General features: G+C 29.8%; 12 protein-coding genes. 5 read left to right on the forward strand and 7 right to left on the reverse strand.

Going from position 1 to position 16,943, the window contains the following annotated elements:
• Positions 1-13 precede the first annotated feature (13 nt).
• The gene (locus OW730_RS18235) at positions 14-1,738 is read right to left on the reverse strand and encodes a NuoF family protein (RefSeq protein ID WP_271225482.1); all 1,725 of its coding nucleotides are present in this window, start codon (positions 1,736-1,738) and stop codon (positions 14-16) included.
• Between the two features lie 5 nt (positions 1,739-1,743).
• Positions 1,744-2,238 carry an NADH-quinone oxidoreductase subunit NuoE family protein gene (locus OW730_RS18240; RefSeq protein ID WP_271225483.1) on the reverse strand — a complete coding sequence of 165 codons (495 nt, stop codon included), beginning with the start codon at positions 2,236-2,238 and terminating at the stop codon, positions 1,744-1,746.
• A gap of 371 nt (positions 2,239-2,609) precedes the next feature.
• Between OW730_RS18240 and OW730_RS18245 the strand changes: the two genes are divergently transcribed.
• The 3 genes from OW730_RS18245 (at position 2,610) to OW730_RS18255 (ending at position 5,781) form a co-directional block, all read left to right on the forward strand.
• Positions 2,610-2,837, forward strand: coding sequence for a small acid-soluble spore protein Tlp (locus OW730_RS18245; protein ID WP_271225484.1), 228 nt, complete (start codon positions 2,610-2,612; stop codon positions 2,835-2,837).
• Between the two features lie 224 nt (positions 2,838-3,061).
• Entirely contained in the window at positions 3,062-4,477 is a 1,416-nt protein-coding gene (locus tag OW730_RS18250; RefSeq protein ID WP_271225485.1) for a TldD/PmbA family protein, read from the forward strand.
• A complete protein-coding gene (locus OW730_RS18255) occupies positions 4,477-5,781 on the forward strand; it encodes a metallopeptidase TldD-related protein (RefSeq protein ID WP_271225486.1) in 1,305 nt (434 codons plus the stop codon). Before OW730_RS18250 ends, OW730_RS18255 begins: the two co-directional genes overlap by 1 nt.
• Before the next feature lie 54 nt (positions 5,782-5,835).
• Here the strand turns inward: OW730_RS18255 and OW730_RS18260 are convergent, their stop codons facing one another.
• A complete protein-coding gene (locus OW730_RS18260; protein WP_271225487.1) occupies positions 5,836-7,674 on the reverse strand; it encodes a sensor histidine kinase in 1,839 nt (612 codons plus the stop codon).
• Positions 7,675-7,980: 306 nt separating this feature from the next.
• Between OW730_RS18260 and OW730_RS18265 the strand changes: the two genes are divergently transcribed.
• The gene (locus tag OW730_RS18265; protein WP_271225488.1) at positions 7,981-9,489 is read left to right on the forward strand and encodes a DUF1846 domain-containing protein; all 1,509 of its coding nucleotides are present in this window, start codon (positions 7,981-7,983) and stop codon (positions 9,487-9,489) included.
• A 76-nt stretch (positions 9,490-9,565) separates the two neighbouring features.
• On the opposite strand, the gene OW730_RS18270 is transcribed toward OW730_RS18265, so the two are convergent.
• The 3 genes from OW730_RS18270 to htpG all read right to left on the reverse strand — a co-directional run bounded on the left by OW730_RS18270 (position 9,566) and on the right by htpG (position 13,454).
• On the reverse strand, positions 9,566-9,919 hold the full coding sequence (locus OW730_RS18270) for a hypothetical protein (RefSeq protein ID WP_271225489.1): 354 nt from the start codon (positions 9,917-9,919) through the stop codon (positions 9,566-9,568).
• A 19-nt stretch (positions 9,920-9,938) separates the two neighbouring features.
• Positions 9,939-11,354, reverse strand: a complete 1,416-nt coding sequence (gene rlmD / locus OW730_RS18275; RefSeq protein ID WP_271225490.1) for a 23S rRNA (uracil(1939)-C(5))-methyltransferase RlmD — start codon at positions 11,352-11,354, stop codon at positions 9,939-9,941.
• A 225-nt stretch (positions 11,355-11,579) separates the two neighbouring features.
• Positions 11,580-13,454, reverse strand: a complete 1,875-nt coding sequence (gene htpG, locus OW730_RS18280) for a molecular chaperone HtpG (RefSeq protein ID WP_271225491.1) — start codon at positions 13,452-13,454, stop codon at positions 11,580-11,582.
• A gap of 299 nt (positions 13,455-13,753) precedes the next feature.
• Here htpG and OW730_RS18285 point away from each other — a divergent pair, with 299 nt between their 5' ends.
• Positions 13,754-15,856: a methyl-accepting chemotaxis protein gene (locus tag OW730_RS18285; RefSeq protein ID WP_271225492.1), complete on the forward strand. Its 2,103-nt coding sequence runs from the start codon at positions 13,754-13,756 to the stop codon at positions 15,854-15,856.
• A gap of 151 nt (positions 15,857-16,007) precedes the next feature.
• Here OW730_RS18285 and OW730_RS18290 read toward each other — a convergent pair whose 3' ends face one another.
• Entirely contained in the window at positions 16,008-16,919 is a 912-nt protein-coding gene (locus OW730_RS18290; RefSeq protein ID WP_271225493.1) for a PhzF family phenazine biosynthesis protein, read from the reverse strand.
• Positions 16,920-16,943: the final 24 nt, after the last annotated feature.

The raw sequence follows: 16,943 nt of genomic DNA on the forward strand, positions 1-16,943 counted from the left end.
GGGATTAATTAACCTATTTAACAAGTGCTTCATAGTCATTTCTAAAATAATTTAAAGTACTTAAAACTGGATTTGATGCTGTTTTTCCTAACCCGCACAGAGATGACTTTATCACCACATTTGCTAAATCTTCAAGGTTATCTATATCTTCTTTTTTTCCATTTCCCTGGCAAATCTTATTTAAAATATTTACCATTTGTCTAGTTCCTTCTCTACAAGGTATACATTTCCCACAAGATTCACTTTCACAAAATTGCATAAAGAAACGTGCAAGATCCACTACTGATTTATCATCATTCATTACAATCATTCCTCCTGAGCCCATAATAGTACCCAGTTGTTGAAGTGATTCATAATCTAAAACAGTATCAAAATACTCAGCAGGTAGACACCCACCAGAAGGTCCTCCAAGCTGAACCGCTTTAATATTTTTGTCGCCCTCTGCAATACACGCGATATCCTCTATAACAGTTCTTATTGATGTTCCAATAGGAACTTCGACACATCCAACATTTACTATATCTCCTGTAATAGAAAAGACTTTTGTCCCTTTACTCTTTTCAGTTCCAATCTCTGCAAACCACTGACTACCATTTATTATAATAGGCGCAATGTTCGCAAGTGTTTCTACGTTATTTATAAGTGTAGGCTTATTAAATGCCCCTTTTTCTACAGGATAAGGGATTTTCAATCTAGGATTACCCCTTTTACCCTCTATGGAATGAATTAGCGCTGTTTCTTCACCACATACAAATGCTCCTGCTCCTTCATAAACTTCAATATCAAAACTAAAATTAGTTCCTAGAATATTATTGCCTAACAATCCATATGCTCTAGCTTGTGATAAAGCTTTTGATAATATTTCTACAGCTAATGGATATTCTGCTCTACAATAAATAAATCCCTTTGTTGCATTTATAGCTCTTGCAGCTATTATCATTCCCTCTATAATAGAATGAGGATCTCCTTCAAGTACGCTTCGATCCATGTATGCACCTGGGTCTCCCTCATCCGCATTACAAATAACATATTTATCATCAGTTTGTGCTTTTGAAGCGAAATTCCATTTAAGACCAGTAGGGAATCCAGCTCCACCTCTTCCTCTTAGGCCTGATTCTAATATAGTATCAATAATATTAGAACTATCCATCTCTCTTAATGCCTTATAAACTGCCTTATATCCATCTCTAGCAATATAATCATCTATTTTATACGGATCAATAGCACCTCTATTTCTTACTACTATTCTCTTCTGAAGATTGAAAAATGGTACTTCTTCAATTGCTTTAATAGGGTTATTTACGGCTTGTTGTCCTGGAATTCCCCCTCCATTATTCATCCTTTCTTCTATTTCACTTTCTTTACCTCTTACAAAAGCATATTCACTCAAAATGTCCCCATTTTTCACATGTGAATGAAATATCTGTTTAGCCTTCTCTTCATTAACATTTTCATATATAATAGGCTCTTGATCAGCAATTTCTACTGTAATCAATGGTTCTTTAGAACATATACCAATACATCCTGTTGTTTTAATTTCTATGTTCTTTTCTTTTGTTTCTTTTAATAGACTTCTAAAAGAATTAACAACATCATTTGCACCAGAAGCTATCCCACAAGTACTCATATGTACTGTAATTCTTGCCCTTTTTCCATCTTTATTTAACCTTTGTTTAACAATTGATTTTTCCTTTATATTTTCTAAATCAGCCCATTCTTTTATTAACACATTAATCACCTCTCTTATTTATACTGACTTAATATTTCCTCTAAATCTTCAACTTTTACTTTTCCATAAACTTTTCCATCTATCGCCATAACAGGTGCTAACCCACATGTTCCAAAACATCTTGCTTCTTCATACATAAACCTTCCATCAGGTGTATTCTCACCCTGCTTAATATTCAACATTTTTTCAATAGTTTCAGCAATTTCTTTTCCACCTTTAACATAACAAGCTGTACCAAGGCACAACTGAATTCTATGTCTAGCTCTAGGTTTCATTGTGAAATATGAATAAAAGGATACTACACCATAAATATCATTTTCAGGAATACCTGTTTTTTGAGCTATTCTTTCTTGTACAGATACAGGTATAAACCCAAGAATTTGTTGAATTTTTTCTAGCATTGGAATTAAATTTTTTTGACTATTTCCAAATTTGTCTATTATCTCATCCAATTGTGCATACTGTTCACTCGTAAATTCATAATCTTGCAGATTTCTATTTTCTTCCATTCTTATCTTCTCCTCACTAATATTCCTACCTCTTAAAACTTAATTAGTAGCATAATTATTATGAATAAGTTTGTTTATTATTTAACATATGATAAATTATTACATATTTCATTTCACAGGTTTTGATTTTTTATGCTATCTTTATAACTAAATGAAATAAACTGATTGTTTTTTTTTTAATTTTCTTTCACAATAAACAGTAAATAATTGAATCTGTGGTATATTGCATCTGTATTTTAATTGTCAAACTATATTAGTTATGTGAATCATTCTGCTTAAAAACATCCATAACCAGAGAAATAATAAAAATACTCTTATTTGTAAATAATAAAATACACTAAAATTTAATTTCTACAAAGGAGAGAAAAGCTATGAAAAACAATAAAGATAACATATCAAATGATGTAAATTCAATACAATATAAAGTTGAAAAAACTCTAGAAAATTATCATGAGACTGAAGAATTGATTAATAGAACAGATGATGAGGAAATGAAAAGTGCATTAGAAGCTAAAAATGCTAGAAGAGTTGAAACATTAAAAAATATAAAAAAAGATGTTAAAAAAGAAGTTACTTCAAAACATAACGAGTTTCAGTAATCATTTAAGTTAAATGTAAAAAATGCATTGAAATATTAGTATAAGATTAAAACTCAAAGTTGTAATCCTTATAAAATAACTTTTCAATGCATTTTTCATTTATTTATTAAACATTTTTGAATATTCCAATCTTTGTATGTAAATATTGGTAAAATAGTATATAATTAGAATGGTTAGAGAATATAAATTCTCTATTATTGTATATTCAAAAAGGGGGAAGATAAATGCCGGTTAAAATTTCAGAATTTTTAGTAAATAAGAAGCCACTTATAAAGAAATTAATTGATATGTTATCAGATACTTATGAGTATGTTTCAGTTTTAGGTACAGACTGCAGAGGAAAAGAATATCAAGTTAGTAAAACAGGGGTTAGTGTAAATGATTCATTTTTAGGTGAAAGAGGATTTGTACTTAGAATACATAATGGAGTTAATTACTCGGAGTATTCATTCAATGAAATCCATGAGAATAATTTAAACACTATAATAGAAGATATTCAGGCTAAATTAAATAAAACTTCTAGAGATATTTCTATGAATTCATACAAAGTTATAAATGAAGATGAAATTGAGGGAAGTTATTTTGGTGAGATTATTGTTAATCCAGATGAAGTTAGCGCTGAAGAAATTCTTAAGGTTTTAACAGATATAAAAGATGAAGCACTAGCATATTCAGATATGATTGCCAATTTTTCTGCTAAATACAGTGCAGTTAAAATTTCTAAAGTTTTCATGTCAAATAAAAAAAATTTAGAACAAGCATATATGATTAGTGAAGGTGGTCTATTCTCACTAGCTAGAAAAGATGATAATACAAAGTATTACTATAAAGGTTTTTCTGGTTTGAAGGGAATTGAGTTATTAGATGAAATGAAAGAAGCTTTTAAATTGGTAGTAGATGAAAGTATAAACCTTTTAGACGCAAAACCTGTTGAACCAGGAGAATATGAAGTTATTTGTTCTCCAGAAATTTCAGGGCTTATTGCTCATGAGGCTTTTGGTCATGGAGTAGAAATGGACATGTTTGTTAAAGACAGAGCAAAAGGTGCTGAATATATTGATAAGCAAGTAGCTTCTACATTAACTACTATGCATGATGGTGCCGCAGCAGCTAAACACATGTCTTCTTACTATTTTGATGATGAAGGTACACTTGGAACAGATACAGTTATTATTAATAATGGTATCTTAAAAACAGGAATATCAGATTTATTATCTGCAATGAAATTAGGAACTAAACCAACTGGTAATGGAAAGAGAGAATCCTTTGAGAGAAAAGCATATGCTAGAATGACAAATACCTTTTTTGAATCAGGAAAAGATAAAGTTGAGGATATGATTGCTTCTATAAAACATGGTTATCTTTTAGAGACTGTAATGAGCGGTATGGAAGATCCCAAAAATTGGGGTATTCAATGTATAGCCCTTCTAGGAAGAGAGATAAAAGATGGAAAACTTACAGGAGAACTTATTTCGCCTGTAATCATGACAGGATATGTACCTGATTTATTAAACTCTATTTCAATGGTTTCTGATGAGGTTAGATTAGAAGGTTCAGGCTTTTGTGGTAAAGGATATAAAGAGTTAGTAAAGGTTTCAGATGGAGGACCTTATATTAAAGCGAAAGTGAGGTTAGGATAATGATTGATAAAATTAAACAACTTCTAATAGAGAATAAAGATATTGATGGATATAAGATTGCTGAAACTAAAATAGAGTCCAATGAACTTTTTTTCTTAAAAAAATCCATTGATATGGATAGAGCTAAAAATGTGCATCATTTTAAAGTGACTGTTTATAAGGATTTTGAAGAAGATGGAACTAAATTTAAAGGTTCCTCTACGGCAAGTATTCATCCAACAATGAATGATGAAGAAATAAAGAATGCACTAAATGATGCAGCATTCGCGGCTAAATTTGTTAAAAATCCATACTATCCATTAGTTAAACCTTCAAATTCCAATATAAAACTGGAGGAAAGTGAATTTTCAAAGGGCAGCTTGCCTTTTTGGATGGGAGAGATAACAAATGCCCTTTATGCTCCAGATAATTATGATAAAGGTGGAATTAACTCCTGTGAAATCTTCTTGGACAAGATTTACACACGTATTGTAAATTCTGAAGGAGTTGATATTTCTAATACGCGCTATAAAGTGATGACAGAATTTATTACAACTTGGAAAGAAGATGGAGAAGAGGTTGAACTTTACAGATGCCTAAACTTTTCCGATTTTGATTCAGAAGAAATAAGTGGAGAAGTTAATAGTATGATTAATATTAGTAAAGAAAAAGCTGTTGCAAAAAATACTCCAGCTCTTGGGAAAGCATCTGTATTACTTACTAAAGGTGCTGTAAAAGACTTTTTCTCATTCTATGATACTTTAAGTAGCGCAAGCGCTGTTTATCAAGGCTACTCAACTTGGAAAATAGGACAAAAATTACAGGGAGAAGAAGTTAAAGGTGATACTGTAACTATGATACTTAACCCTTTTATGAAAAACTCAACAAATTCTAGCTGCTACGACGACGATGGTTTTCCTTTAGCACCTGTGCCTATAATAGAAGATGGTATTTTACAAAGATACAGCAGTAATACTCGATTTGCACACTATTTAAATATTGAACCAACAGGAACAATTAATAATATTTCTGTTTCAGGAGGAACAAAAACTGAAGAAGAATTGAAGAAAGATCCTTTTATGGAGGTAGTTGCTTTTTCTGATTTTAGTGTAGATGATTTAACAGGAGATTTCTGTGGTGAAATTAGACTTGCTTGGTATTTTGATGGTGATAAGAAATCACCAGTTACTGGTGGTTCCATATCTGGAAATATAAATGAAGTACACAATGAAATGTTCTTATCTAAGGAAATCCAAAAAGATAATAACTTTGAAGGTCCTAAGGTTATTAAATTATTAAATGTAAATGTAGCAGGAGTAGAGTAAATATTTTTACTATAAAAGCCCAGCATATCAAGTATGCTGGGCTACAATCCTTTTCTACGAATATATATCAGAAAATTCAATATGAATTTTCTCTACATTGCACTGTGGTACGAAATCCTCTATAGAAGATTCATCCTCCTCTTTTGAAACAAGTTTAACAGGTAATTCAATGATAAATTCTGTTCCTTCCCCATACTTACTCTTAACACATACATTACCACCATGCATTTCAACTAATGACTTAACTAATGATAAACCTATTCCACTACCTTCATTTCTTCTAATATATAATGGATCTACTTGTCTAAATCTTTCAAATATTTTTTTCTGTTTATCTTCTGAAATTCCAATACCTGTATCCTTAACAGATATTAAAATACTTTCTTTTTTATCGTATATATTAACTTCAATTTTATCATTTGGATTTGTAAACTTTACTGCATTTGAAATTAGATTTAATATAATTCTTTCCATTTGTTCTAAGTCAAAAGCCATTATTTTTTCTTCAATTTCTGTATCAAATATTATTTCTCTAGATTTACTTTTTACATACTCAACAGTTGATAATGTAATATTCTCAACAACTTCAACAATATTTTTATTTTTTAAGTTTAAATTTTTAAAACCAGAATCAATTTTAGTAATATCTATTAAATTGTTTACTAATCTTAATAATCTATAAGAATTTTGATTTACTAAACTAATATGTTTATTTAATTTATTACTATCTAACTGGCCATTATTACTATGTACAGTCATTAACTGCATTGTAGAAAAAATAATATTTAAAGGTGTTTTTAATTCATGTGAAATATTTGAGAAGAATTCAGTTTTTAATTTATCATATTCATGTGCTTCTTCTATCAACCTTTTATTCTCTTTTATTAAAGTATTAAAACGGTTTGATAAAACTCCGATTTCATCATTACTCTTTATATCAGATTGAACAGTAAGATCTCCTTTTGCAGCTACCTCCATATACTCTTTTAATTTATTAATTGGCTTAACACAAATATTGGTTAAAAAATATAATAAAACAGCTATCAGAATTATTATACTAATCGATGAAAGCAAATCAAATTTCTTTAAAAGTTCTATACTTTTTGTCATCTCATGATAATTAGCTGACATTCCTATAGACCACCCAATTGATTTTACTGGTTTAAAAGAGACTAATTTTTTCTCACCATAATAAGTGTAATAGGCTGTTCCTTCTTCACCTTTTGTCATCCTTGAAATTATATCTTTGAAATCTTTATTTGTATCATTCAAAGAACTATTTTTATCTGGATGAGATACAGTTACTCCTCGTGAGTCAAACATATAAGCATATCCGTAATTTCCAAATTTCTCATCATTTAATATATCTTTTATAACAGATAAGTTTACCGTTGCCCCTAATAATCCAATTATCTTACCATCATTATTTTTTATAGGTACTGATACTATAATAATTGGATTTCCAGTTGATTTAGATATCACAGGCTCTGCTATAACAGTTTGTCCTTGTATAGTTTTATGAAAATACTCTCTGTCACAAATATTACCTACTGCTCCATTTGTGGCTTTGTAATTACCCTCCAAATCAGAAATAAATACTATTTCATACTCACGAAAAAACTTACTATTATCCTCTACAAACTTCGATAATGCATTAAAATCTAAATTTTTTACAGGATGTAATTCTGAAATCAACTCTACTTTTTCTTTCCACTGTTCAAATTTATTTTCCACATTTACTACTAACTTCTCTACTTTTTCTTCAGTTATTTTTTCAACATGCTTTATAATAATTTTTTTAGAGAAAACATATCCCATTAATGATAGAGATAATAAACCTATAGTAACTACTAAAATTACAGGCATCATTATTTTTTTCTTTAAGCTTTTCATATTTTATCCCTTCTCTAAATCATAAATTCATTTATTTTAATCAAAATTTTCGCTCTTTTTCGTTAAACTTTTAACATTTTTTATATTATTTTACATAATTCTATTATACTTTCTTTTTGTTATTGTGTAAATATTTAAGGTATTGATTTACATTAAATGATTATCCTATTATCTAACAACATAAATTTATTTTGAAATTTACATATTATATAACTAAAAAAATTTAAATTTGCTATTATAATTAAGTTCATTTGATGGTAAAATAGTCAAAGTATACATAACAATATAAGCATAGTGAGGTAGATTATGAAAATAGGATTTGATCACAAAAAATACTTAGAAGAACAATCAAAGTTTATACTTGAAAGAGTAAATGATTATGACAAACTATATTTAGAGTTTGGAGGAAAACTTTTATGCGATTTACATGCTAAAAGAGTGCTTCCAGGCTTCGATGAAAACGCAAAGATAAAGCTGCTTCATAAGTTGAAAGAAAAAGTTGAGGTTGTTATTTGTGTTTATGCTGGAGATATCGAAAGAAACAAAATTCGTGGAGACTTTGGTATAACTTACGATATGGATGTTTTAAGAATAATTGACGAATTTAGATCATATGAGCTGGATGTTAATAGCGTTGTAATTACTAGATACGACAATCAGCCTGCAACAACAGTATTTATGAATAAATTAGAGCGAAGAGGTATTAAGGTTTATACTCATCGTTCTACGAAGGGATATCCTACAGAAGTAGATGTTATTGTTAGTGAAGAAGGTTATGGAAAGAATCCGTACATTGAAACTACAAAGCCAATAGTAGTAGTAACAGCTCCTGGTCCAGGAAGTGGTAAGCTAGCTACTTGTTTAAGTCAGCTATATCATGAGAATAAGCGTGGCAGAGTGGCAGGATATTCTAAATTTGAAACTTTCCCTGTTTGGAATGTTCCACTAAAGCACCCTTTAAATATTGCATATGAGTCTGCAACAGTGGACTTAAAGGATGTAAATATGATTGACTCTTTCCACATGGAGGCATATGATAAGGTTGCAGTAAATTATAATCGTGATATTGAAACTTTCCCTGTACTTAAGAGAATTATCGAAAAAATTACTGGAAAAGAATCTATTTATAAATCACCTACAGATATGGGTGTTAATCGTGTTGGATTCGGAATTGTTGATGATGAGGCGGTTAAAGAAGCTTCTAGACAGGAAATTATTAGAAGATATTTTAAAACAGGGGTGGAGTATAAAAAGGGTCTTGTTGATTTAGAAACTTTCCATAGAGCAAAACTGATTATGGAAGAACTTAACCTTAAGGCAGAGGACCGCAAAGTAGTTACACCTGCGAGAGAAAAAGCATCCAAGTTAAAAGAGGAATTATGTAAAAATGAACAATGTACTGCGGTAGCTCTTGAGCTTGAAGATGGTACAATTTTAACTGGTAAAAACTCAAACACTATGAACGCATCAGCTGCTGTTATTATAAATGCTATTAAACATGTAGCTAATATTACAGATGAAATTCATTTAATTTCACCAGTAATACTTGAACCAATAATCAAATTAAAATCAGAAACATTGGGAAGCAAGACTACCGCTTTAAATTGCGAAGAAATTTTAATCGCTTTAAGCATTAGTGCAGCAACTAATCCTATGGCTCAAATGGCTATGGAAAAATTAACTATGCTTAAGGGCTGTCAAGCTCATTCTACTACTGTTTTAAGTACGAATGATGAACAGACACTTAGAGAACTTGGTATCGATGTTACTTGTGATGCTGAGTATTCATCAAATAGTTTATATTACAATAATTAATCAAGGTTAATTATTGTAAAAGAATCCTTAATAATAATTAAGAAAGAGGCTGTTAATGGACAGCCTCTTTCTTTACTTATCTAATTATGTTCGTTAGTATATTAACAAGAAGGTCTTCCTTAGATTTTTTTGCTTTTTTAGCAACTATAGCAAGTGCATAATATGTTTTTTCATCTACATTTAAAATAATAGGCTGAAGTTTTTTTGTAGTTTTTTTCATGCCACTTTTCGCTTTATCTTCATTTGAAATTTCATCTAAACTTGCATTTTTTATAATTCCTTCTATTTTTGAAACCCAGACTGACTCCTTTTCTTTTACGAAATTATTAATTATTTCATAAATAAAATCATTTCTTTCTAATTCCTTTTCTTTAGCTTTTAGCTTCAAATCTCTTTTAAAATCTTTAGTTACGTTTAATTTAATTTTCATTTTATCTCCTTTTATATTTCTATTGCTTACTTAATCTAACTATATTCTCCACATGATAAGTATGAGGAAACATATCAACAGGTTGAATACCTTCTACCCTATATCCATGCTTTGTTAAGTATTTCAAATCTCGTGCTTGTGTTACAGGATTACAAGAAATATATATAACCTTCTTCGGACTCAACTTCACTACAGAAGATAGGAATTTTTCATCACTCCCACTTCTTGGCGGATCCATCATAACTGTATCAAGTTTTTCTCCTTGATGTGCCATCTTAACCATAAATTCTCCTGCATCACCTTCGTAGAAACGTGCATTCTTTATGTTGTTTATCTTGGCATTTTTAATGGCATCCTTAACAGCATCTTTATTTAATTCAACACCTATTACAGACTTTACATTTTTGCTTAAAATAAGCCCTATTGTACCAATTCCAGAGTATGCGTCTAAAACGATTTCATCACTTTTAAAATCAGCCATTTCAATTGCTTTGCTGTATAGCTTATGAGTCTGAATAGGATTTATCTGATAAAAGGATTTAGGTGATATATTAAAAGTACATCCGCAAAGAATATCACTTATAGTTCCTTTACCATATAGAACCTTTTCCTTCTCCCCAAGTACCATACTGGTCTTTTTATCATTCACATTCACTACAATTGTAGTAATCTCAGGATGCTTCTTTAACAGTGCCTTTATAAAATTGTTTTTTGAAGGAAAAACAAAAGACCCTGTAACTAATACCACCATTACTTCTTTAGTTGCAAAACCAGTTTTTATTAAAACATGTCTTAAAAATCCTTGCCTTCTTACCTCATCATAAGGATTCAGCTTGAAAGATTTCATAAGTTCTCTAATAGAGTTGTTTATTTCATCTGCTTTAGGATCTTGTATTATACAACGTTGAATTGGAATAACTCTATGGGTATTTTCTTCATAGATTCCTGAAATAATCTCTCCTTTTTTTCCATAAGCATATGTTGAGTGTATCTTATTTCTATAATCATATGGCTTTTCCATAGTAATTATTGGATCAACCTTCCCATATGGTTTCATAAGTTCTTGAACAAATTTTTGTTTGAATTCTGACTGTCCTTTATATGACATGTGCTGCAACTGACATCCTCCACATTCACCATAATGAGGACATTTAGCCTTAACTCTACTTGAAGATGTTTTCTTAATCTGAATTAAACGACCTGTTAAATTATCACCTTTTTTTAACAATTCAACTAATGCAGTTTCACCTTCTAATAAGTTTGGAATTGAAACTCTTTGGTTTCTATGTATTATTACACCTTTCCCCTCTTCATCCATTCCTATGCATTTAACTTCTATTGTCTCTTTTCTAGAAACACTTTTCTTATGTGTTTTATCTTTAAATTTAGAATTGTCTTTAAAATTTTTCTTATAAGTACGTTTACTATTTTTCATTATATCCATCCTTTATAATACACTAGTTATTGCAAATTAATTTTATCCATCTTACATTATAACATTCTTTTATAGAGATTCCATAGTTAAACTTAATTAATACTTGTATTAAAATCACTACACACCTTACACCTCTGAATGAATGTTGAACTAGAATCTATATGAGGTTAATTATAATAAAAACTCAAAGGATTTCCCCCCTTGAGTTTTTTGCTTAAATAAATCTTATTTCATTATCTTACAAATGTTATTTGTAAATTCTACTGGATCTGCAATTGGTAATCCTTCTATTAATAATGCTTGGTTGTAAAGAAGATTTGTATATAATTCTAGCTTATCTTTATCATTTTCCATAGCATCTTTTAAAGAAACATATACATCATGATTAGTATTAATCTCAAGTACTTTTTCTGCTTTCATATTTGGATTATCAGGCATTGCACTTAATATTTTTTCCATCTCGATTGAAAGTTCACCTTCATTTGATAAACAAACTGGATGTTTCTTTAATCTCTTAGAAGCTTTAACCACCTTTATTTTTTCACCTAAGATATCTTTCATCTTAGTGAATAATTCTTTGTTCTCTTCATTACTTTCAGTAGCTTCTTTTTCATTTTCTTCTATTCCTAAATCTCCACTTGAAACAGATCTAAATTCTTTCTCTTTGTAGTTCATAAGCATTTTTATAGCAAACTCATCTACATCCTCAGTGAAGTAAAGAATCTCATATCCTTTATCAAGTACAAGCTCTGTTTGAGGTGATTTCTCTATTCTATCTATAGAATCCCCAGCTGCATAGTAAATATGTTTCTGTTCTTCTGGCATTCTAGAGATATATTCATCTAAAGTAACCATTTTCTTCTCTTTTGATGAGTAGAACATTAGTAAATCTTGTAAGTCATCTTTATTGCTTCCAAAATCACTATAGATACCATACTTTAATTGTCTACCAAAAGACTTATAGAATTCTTCATATTTCTCTCTATCATTTTTAATAAGCTTACCTAGTTCATTTTTAATCTTAGTCTTTATGTTCTTAGCAATAAGCTTAAGTTGTCTATCATGTTGTAATATTTCTCTTGAAATATTTAATGATAAATCCTCTGAATCTACTATACCTTTAACAAAACTGAAGTAGTCAGGTAATAGATCCTCACATTTTTCCATAATCATTACACCATTTGAATATAATTCAAGACCTTTTTTATACTCTTTAGTATAGAAATCATATGGTGTTTTTTCTGGAATATATAAAATTGCATTATAACTTACAGCACCATCAGCACTTGTATGGATATATTTTATTGGCTTATCAAATCCGTAATGCTTTTCAGAATAGAAGTTTTCGTAATCTTCCGTAGTAAGTACTCTCTTATTCTTTTTCCAAATAGGAACCATACTATTAAGTACTTTTTCCTCTAAGTAATCTTCATATTCTTCTTCGCTGCCTTCTTTTAACTTTCTTTCACTTACATCCATCTTGATTGGATATCTAACGAAATCAGAGTATTTTTTAACGATAGCTTTTATTCTATATTCTTCTAAATACTCATCATAATTTTCATCTTCAGTGTTTTCTTTTAATTTAAGAATTATTTCAGTACCAACTGAATCTTTATCACATGGTTCAATTGTATATCCTTCAATACCATCTGATTCCCACTTATATGCTTCATCACTACCTAGTGCTTTACTTATAACAGTAACCTTATCTGCTACCATGAATGCAGAATAGAATCCAACACCAAACTGTCCGATTATATCATGCCCATCTTTAATTTCATTTTCTTTTTTAAATGCAAAAGATCCACTCTTAGCAATAACCCCAAGATTCTCGTCAAGATCATCCTTTGTCATTCCTATTCCACTATCAGTAACTTTTAATGTTCTATTTTCTTTATCTATATCTATTTTTATAAAATAGTTATCTTTTTCGAAGCTTAACGAGTCATCTGTTAACGCCTTGTAATAAATTTTATCAATTGCATCACTTGAATTAGAAATTAATTCTCTTAAGAATATTTCTTTATGTGTGTAGATTGAGTTAACCATAAGGTCAAGAAGTCTTTTAGATTCAGCCTTAAATTGTTTCGTTGTCATACTAAATTCTCCTTTCAACTTTTTGTTAGCACTCTATGAAACCGAGTGCTGATTACAAGTATAAATTACTCCTTTTTCAAGCATTTGTCAATAGCTTTTTATTATTTAAATCTAAGTATTTGATTGTTTTCTTATGTATCAGTTATGTAGTAATGAATATTTTGCACATAATTCATTTAATCACCTTTGCAATTTTTAGCAAAATATAATAAAATTTGATAGCGTTCTACATTTTTCTCACTTTAGTAATAGAAAAATCAATTATTTATTTATAAAAAACATGAAAGGAGCTAAATAATATGTTCAATTTTAAAAGTTTAAAAACAAAGTTAGTTACTCTTATTGGGCTTGCCATTTTTCTTTCTTTTGCAGCTACAATTGCTATTGTAACTACTCAAACAAACACATTTGCAAAAAAACAATCCTATTTAAATGCTGAATATATGGCAAAAGAATATGGTTATTCCATTGTCAATGAAATAGATGTTGCTATGGATACTGCAAGAACTTTATCAGATACATTAGAGGGTATGAAAATTTCAAACACCCTTGATAGAAATACTGTAAATACACTATTAAAACACGTTCTCGAAGAAAATCCATTTTTCTTAGGTGTGTGGACCTGTTGGGAATCAAATGCTTTTGATGGAAAAGATAAGATTTATTCAAATACAGCTGCTCATGATGAAACAGGTAGATTTATTCCTTATTGGAGCAGAAGTAATGACAAACTTATTTTAGATCCACTAATTGATTATGATATTGAAGGTGCAGGAGATTACTATCTACTTGCAAAAAAAAGCAAAGAAGAAATAATTCTTGATCCATTTTCTTATGAAATAGATGGAAAAAATGTTTTGCTAACAAGTCTTGTTGTACCTATTATTGATAATGGAAATTTTTTAGGTGCCGTAGGCGTTGATATTTCCCTAGACACTTTCCAACAAATCATTTCAGAAATAACTCCTTATGAAACAGGTTATGCTTCTCTTATTTCTAATAATGGTACATACGTAGGACATAGAAGTAATGAAAGTATTGGTAAAGATATTGGAGCCACAGAAGAACTAATTAAGATTAAAGAGAGTATTAAAAAGGGAGAAAGCTATAAAACCAATACTGTATCTAATATAATTAATGAAAAAGTATATGAGTATTACACGCCTATATACATTGGAGAGACAACCACTCCTTGGTCTTTTTCTATTAGTATTCCTATTAAAAAGATATTAGAAGAACCAAATAGTATTAGAAATTCTACTATTTTAATTGGATTTATTTCTTTAGTATTTATTCTTTTTATGATCTTCTTAATTGCAAAAGGAATTATTAAACCAATAAATAAAACTACAGAAATGTTGAAAGATATAGCAGAAGGAGAAGGTGATTTAACTAGAAGACTTGAGGTCTACACTAGTGATGAAATAGGTGAACTGGCTACTTTTTTTAATTTATTTGTTGATAAAATTCAAAAACTTATAGTTGATGTTAAAGAAAATGTTAGTCATTTACAAGACTCATCTAGTAATATAGCTTTAACAATGGAACAGGCGAATCAAGGAATAGAGGAAATTTCAATAGGTATTTCAAGTGTATCCAACAGTTCTGAAAATAACGCAAGTATTGTGGAAGAAACTACTGCAAGCATTCAAGAATTAAGTAATAATTCTGCCCTTATTTCCAATGAATCCAATGAGATGCTTTCTAACAGCAATAGTGCTTTAATTTCAGCTAATGAAGGAGCCGTTAATATTAAAGAAATTGTAGATGCTAACAATAGCGTAAAAGAAGCAACTGATGAAGTATTTGATTCCATACAAAAACTAAAAGATTCTTCTGATAAAGTGAGTGGAATTGTTTCTATAATAACAAATATTTCCGATCAGACAAACCTTCTTGCTTTAAACGCTGCAATAGAAGCTGCTAGAGCTGGTGAATCTGGAAAAGGATTTGCTGTTGTTGCAGATGAGGTTAGAAAATTAGCAGAAGAAAGCAAAGAAGCTGCTTTGAACATTACCTCACTTATAAACGAAATGGAAATGAGAGCTGATAAAGCCAATACTGCAATAATTCAAGGGCAAAAAACCGTTGAGGTTAGTTATGAAAAATCTATTATTATTAGCAGTCATTTTAATAACATAGTAGATGGTGTAAAACAAATAAATAAAAAAATTCATACTATCTCAACTTCAACAAATCAACAATTACAATCTACTGAAGAAATCACAAAAGCAATGGATGAAGTGTCCTCAGGAGCTCAAGAAAATGCTGGTTCAGTACAACAGATTAATGCAGTTATAGAAGAACAGGCAAGTTCATTTGAAGAAATTGGCGCAAGTATAGAAGAATTAAACAATATGGCTCAAGAATTAAAAAATCAAACTGATAAGTTTAAAGTATAATATCAAAAACTACTTAGAAGTAAACTTTTTTATAAGTGCATTCCTTAAATAAATATATAGTTCTTTTTAACTATGCATACTTTAAGGGATGCACTTCTCTTAATTATTCCACTTTTACTATGTTTGAGCATATTTCAATAATATTTAATTTTTAATAAGTTATCTCCCCACTTATAATAGTAACAGCACTTCCCCCTACTTTTACTTCGCTGATATCCCCATTTTCTATTAGAATATTTACATATACACATCCTGGTCTATCCACCTCTTGTCCCTGTTCGCCAATTAGATCTATCTGTTGATTACTTTTCACTAGATTATTGCGAACAATATATGATGCTACACATCCATTTCCTGTACCACAAACGGGGTCCTCTACTACTCCAACATAAGGCGCTATAGCTCTCATATGATAGTCATAGTTTTCATTGAATGTTTCTAAACAAAATGGAGCAATACCAATTACTTTATATTTTTCACTTATTTTTTCAATTGTTTGCAAATCAAGTTTTGCATTCTTAAGCTTCTCTAACTCTTTAACACCAAATACGAGCCACCAGATTCCTGTATTTGTTTTCATTGGAGGAATGTCTAATAAATCTTCTTCATTTAATCCTAGTAAATTTGCAACTTCATTTTTGCTCATATTTATCATTTCAAATTTCGGTGTTGGTTGATTCATCATAAATATTTTTTTATCATTAAATGTAACTAACTCTACAGGTAATACTCCTGCTTTTGTTTCCTGATAATACTTCGATTTATTTAAATCTAACTTTCCCTCTTCATAAAGCGCTGAAAAGGTACCAATAGTTGCGTGACCACATAAATCTACTTCAAACTTTGGTGTAAAAAATTGAATTTTAAAATCTGCAACTTCAGATTGTGAAACAAATGCAGTCTCTGAAAGATTCATTTCTTTAGCAATCTTTTGTTTAATATCATCTGAGATTGTTGATGCTTCAGTAACAACCCCCGCTGGATTTCCTCCAAAAGGGATTGATGTAAAAGCATCTACTTGTTTAATATTAATCTTTTTAAGTTCAGTTGTTCTTTGTTCCATAACTATTTCTCCTTATTTTAAAAT

The sequence above is a fragment of the Oceanirhabdus sp. W0125-5 genome (assembly GCF_027938815.1).
GTDB lineage: Bacteria > Bacillota > Clostridia > Clostridiales > Clostridiaceae > Oceanirhabdus.

Excerpts from the sequence above, each read along its gene's own strand:
- OW730_RS18240 (WP_271225483.1), bottom strand. The coding sequence starts at position 2,238 with ATGGAAGAAAATAGAAATCTGCAAGATTATGAATTTACGAGTGAACAG.
- OW730_RS18245 (WP_271225484.1), top strand. The coding sequence starts at position 2,610 with ATGAAAAACAATAAAGATAACATATCAAATGATGTAAATTCAATACAA.
- OW730_RS18250 (WP_271225485.1), top strand. The coding sequence starts at position 3,062 with ATGCCGGTTAAAATTTCAGAATTTTTAGTAAATAAGAAGCCACTTATA.
- OW730_RS18255 (WP_271225486.1), top strand. The coding sequence starts at position 4,477 with ATGATTGATAAAATTAAACAACTTCTAATAGAGAATAAAGATATTGAT.
- OW730_RS18260 (WP_271225487.1), bottom strand. The coding sequence starts at position 7,674 with ATGAAAAGCTTAAAGAAAAAAATAATGATGCCTGTAATTTTAGTAGTT.
- OW730_RS18265 (WP_271225488.1), top strand. The coding sequence starts at position 7,981 with ATGAAAATAGGATTTGATCACAAAAAATACTTAGAAGAACAATCAAAG.
- OW730_RS18270 (WP_271225489.1), bottom strand. The coding sequence starts at position 9,919 with ATGAAAATTAAATTAAACGTAACTAAAGATTTTAAAAGAGATTTGAAG.
- rlmD (WP_271225490.1), bottom strand. The coding sequence starts at position 11,354 with ATGAAAAATAGTAAACGTACTTATAAGAAAAATTTTAAAGACAATTCT.
- htpG (WP_271225491.1), bottom strand. The coding sequence starts at position 13,454 with ATGACAACGAAACAATTTAAGGCTGAATCTAAAAGACTTCTTGACCTT.
- OW730_RS18285 (WP_271225492.1), top strand. The coding sequence starts at position 13,754 with ATGTTCAATTTTAAAAGTTTAAAAACAAAGTTAGTTACTCTTATTGGG.
- OW730_RS18290 (WP_271225493.1), bottom strand. The coding sequence starts at position 16,919 with ATGGAACAAAGAACAACTGAACTTAAAAAGATTAATATTAAACAAGTA.